Here is a 3,603-nt window from a genome sequence, read left to right as displayed (position 1 = left end):
GGCATAATCAGATAATATCGATATGGCAACGCTTCATAGCGCGCAGGGCTTCGGCGTGGCTTTCCGGTGTAACGCCGGCACAGCAGTCACTCCGGACGGCGATTTCCTTTTCCGGGAAATAGGCTTTTAGGAGCATGGCATTGGATATGACGCAGATATCCGTGCAGAGCCCCATGAGGACCAGGCGATCGTATGGTGCCGCTTCTTCGACGAGCTGGGTGCAGCCGAAAGTCGGTTTTTCCAGGACCGGTGCCATGAGCGTGTACGGCAGAAGGTCCCGGCAGATCTGCCAGCCGTGGGTATCGCGGATGCAATGGGGAACGGGGAGTTTACGTCCTTCCTGCGTATCCATATAGTCTTCGCCATGTGTATCCTGGGTGAAGATGAAATCCGTCTGGTGCGTTTCGTCTTTTTTGGCAGCCTGAAGAAGGGCTTCGATGCGCGGTATGATGAGCGGTGCTTCTTTCGTACCCAGGGCCCCGTCGATGAAATCATTCTGCATATCGATGATAATATAAGCTTGTTTCATGAATAGGACATCCTTTCTACTGCATTGTCTGACGCAGCTTCTGCACGTATGCCGGCACATCATCACAGGTCATGAGTCCGGTCATGACGCAGACGCCGGCGATGGGGATACCGGCCAGCTGTGGCAGCGTTTCCGGTGTTATACCGCCCAGAGCATAGACCGGAACGTGTACGGCACTGGTAATATTGCGCAGTTCCTGGAGGCCGATAGGCGGCTGGGCCGGCTTGCACGGCGTGGGCAGCACGTGGCTGGCGATGATGTAATGGGCTCCCAGTTCTTCGGCCAGACGGGCTTCTTCCGCGCTGTGTACAGAAACTCCCAGGCTGGTCATATAATAGGTAATCGCCGTGTGGGACTGCAAATAGTCCAGCGAACATTGGAAACGGGGGATGTGGAGTTTGACACCGACGCGGCCAAAGTAACTGAGGATACACTGTTTCTGATGCAGATTACAGAGCCGCTGCATTTTTTTGGCATAATTTGTGTATTCTTCTTCGTCGAGATTTTTTTCGCGCAAAATAATGCTGTCGATATCAGAAGCTGCTACTTGTTCCATATGATCCCAGTAATTTTGTTTGCATAGCGCACGGTTTGTTACAGCAATCAATTTCAACACAATATATCACCCTTGTCTTTTAACGTTATCTCAACTGTTAACAATATATATCATTATACATTTATTTCTCTTAACTATCAATAAATTCTCAGCTATATTATGACGATAAGGCATAAAAAAAGGAAAAAATCGTTGCTGAATTACGATAAATTAATGCATTTATGGAATAAACATCCATTAATATCAAAATGAAATGCAAGGAATAAACTTTATTTTTTTGCATAATCATTATATAATAAGTATATATAATATGCGACAATATGCGACGGCAACATGAGTAAAGACGCATTACTTTTTCACCGGACCCCCTGGAGGACGGGTGATGGCGGATGGAAGGTGGCAGTATGTTAACAAATTCAGAATGGCTGGGAATCAACGAATTATCCCTGCTGATCCACGGTACGGATACGATCCGGGACATGCAGCGGTATTTTTTGGAGGCATTGCGGAATATCGTACCGTTTGAACGGGCCGCTTTTTTTCTGTTTCATGAGGAAACGGGCGGTCTTCTGGTGTTGCAGTCTCCTTTCTGTATCCACATGAATCCGGAGATTGTCAAGGCTTATGGCCGGTTGATCAATACGAACGGCATTTGCCGCCGCGTCATCAGCCTGCGCCGCACCATGGCCTATCGCAGCAGTGACCTGGTCACGCCGGATGAAGAGGTGACAGACTCGGTGACAGAAGTCCGGAAATCATTTCTTCTCCCCAATGAAGTCAGCTTTTATAGCGGCATCGTCCTGGCCGATGATCGGAAACTGCTGGGAGAAGTCGTCCTCTACCGGACGGACCGGCAGCGGGATTTTACCGATAACGAAATGGAAATACTGGACCGGCTGAAAGATCATCTGGCTATCCGCTTGCGCAGGGAACGGAAGGAATGCCAGGTGCAGCAGCACGAAAAAGATCAGGAAGAAAGCCAACTGATAGCTATGGGGCTGACTCCCCGGGAAAGTGAGATTGCCAGCCTGGTCATGAAGCAGTATTCGACGGAAGATATCAGCCGTCATCTGGTCATCAGCCAGTGTACAACAAAAAAACATCTGCACAATATTTTTGCCAAGCTGGGCGTCAGCAGCCGCCTGCAGCTTATGGAAGCCATACGAACGTGGGAACGGGCCCGGGAATAAGTACATAGGGAATCAGCCTCTGCACGGTAGATATCGTGCAGAGTTTTTTTATGAATACAGATGAGTCTATTTTGACCAAATGTCTGTTCTTCACATCCAACAGATTGTCCAATATCCTGCGCAAAAAGGCAGAGGATGCCTTTAAGGACTTGGGGATTGGTGTTCCCTATGTGTATATGCTTGTGGTTGTTAATCAATACGATGGCATTACCCAAAGTGAACTTGCCGAAAAATTGGACATCGCACCATCTACCTGTACTCGCTTTGTGGAGCGGTTGGTAAAAGAAGGGATTCTGCGCAAGGAATTCTATTTTTGCGCAGGAGCACAAAAGCCTGTCTATAAGCAGCTGACCGGCACACCTAAAGCCTCTTTCTGCATTGAAAACAAGTTTTCTCCTGTCATGTCCTTCAACGGGGATGTGGTTTTTGAGGAAAATATGGAATACAAGGAAAGAGCCTTCCAAATCCTGCCCATGCTGAAAAAGATGTATCAGGAGCCGACTAATCCGTTGTTCAAGGTGTTTCACATCAATATCAAGAAGATACGGACGTTCAGCTATGCTGAAGGGCCGAAGGAGTATAGTTTGGAATGAGCTGTTTTTTAGGCAAGATAAGTTTTTAACATCCGTTGAACAGCCATTTCCAGCTTCATCTTGCCCTCGCTGAGACACCACTCGAAGATACAGCCCTTTACAATCGTGCAGATATCCGCGCTCATTTGGTGGATATCTGCATTTTTTTGTATGCAGCCTTCTGCCTGTGCCGTGACAAGTTCCCGCTCACATCTGGCCATGACCGTTCCAGCGGCAAACTTCCCGTCTTTTTCTCCCATATAGGTGTGGAGTGCCTGATTGTCCGGCGTGTAAAAACTACGCATAAAAGCTATGCCAAGGTTCATGTACTTTCGGATAAGGAGCATATACAGTTCTGCTATGCGTCCGGCAATATCGGAAGTTGGAGCCGTAAGTTCGACTGTCTCGAAGGAGAGCCCTCGCACAAAGTGCATCATCAGGTCATCCTTATTACGGAAGTGATAATAAAATGTTCCCGTGGCAATATCCGCTTTCTCGCAGACACGTCGCACCGTGATACAGTCCGCGCCTTGTTCCTCGATAATGGCTATGGCCGCAGCTATGATTTTTTCCTTATTTTCTTCGGGATTGTCCTTTTTAGGAGGACGACCACATTTTTTCATGTCGCTTACCTTCTTTAAGATTATTTTTAGAACACGCTCTATTTCCATTGACATTATATACTGCCCTGTGTATAATTGCAATATCGAACAAGTTCTATATATTGCTAAGGAGGCACGGAAAATGAAAATCGAA

At 47.4% G+C, this 3,603-nt stretch carries 5 protein-coding genes; 2 read left to right on the top strand and 3 right to left on the bottom strand.

The annotated features are described in order from the left end of the window. Positions 1 to 7 precede the first annotated feature (7 nt). Both B4H10_RS03815 and B4H10_RS03810 read right to left on the bottom strand, forming a co-directional pair. Positions 8 to 529: a cysteine hydrolase family protein gene (locus B4H10_RS03815; RefSeq protein WP_170087111.1), complete on the bottom strand. Its 522-nt coding sequence runs from the start codon at positions 527 to 529 to the stop codon at positions 8 to 10. 16 nt (positions 530 to 545) lie between these two features. Then, the gene (locus tag B4H10_RS03810) at positions 546 to 1,145 is read right to left on the bottom strand and encodes a thiamine phosphate synthase (protein WP_113856407.1); all 600 of its coding nucleotides are present in this window, start codon (positions 1,143 to 1,145) and stop codon (positions 546 to 548) included. Between the two features lie 344 nt (positions 1,146 to 1,489). Between B4H10_RS03810 and B4H10_RS03805 the strand changes: the two genes are divergently transcribed. Both B4H10_RS03805 and B4H10_RS03800 read left to right on the top strand, forming a co-directional pair. After that, positions 1,490 to 2,275: a LuxR C-terminal-related transcriptional regulator gene (locus tag B4H10_RS03805; protein ID WP_159897819.1), complete on the top strand. Its 786-nt coding sequence runs from the start codon at positions 1,490 to 1,492 to the stop codon at positions 2,273 to 2,275. Between the two features lie 50 nt (positions 2,276 to 2,325). After that, a complete protein-coding gene (locus B4H10_RS03800) occupies positions 2,326 to 2,868 on the top strand; it encodes a winged helix-turn-helix transcriptional regulator (protein ID WP_292018210.1) in 543 nt (180 codons plus the stop codon). A gap of 8 nt (positions 2,869 to 2,876) precedes the next feature. Here B4H10_RS03800 and B4H10_RS03795 read toward each other — a convergent pair. Next, a partial coding sequence (locus B4H10_RS03795; RefSeq protein ID WP_292018209.1) for a TetR/AcrR family transcriptional regulator occupies positions 2,877 to 3,603 on the bottom strand: 727 nt, incomplete at its 5' end.

The organism is Megasphaera sp. UBA4382, from assembly GCF_002391155.1.
In the GTDB taxonomy this organism is placed as follows: domain Bacteria; phylum Bacillota; class Negativicutes; order Veillonellales; family Megasphaeraceae; genus Megasphaera; species Megasphaera hexanoica.
Note: the sequence above shows the minus strand (reverse complement) of the source record. Positions and strands in the feature narration are given on the sequence as shown.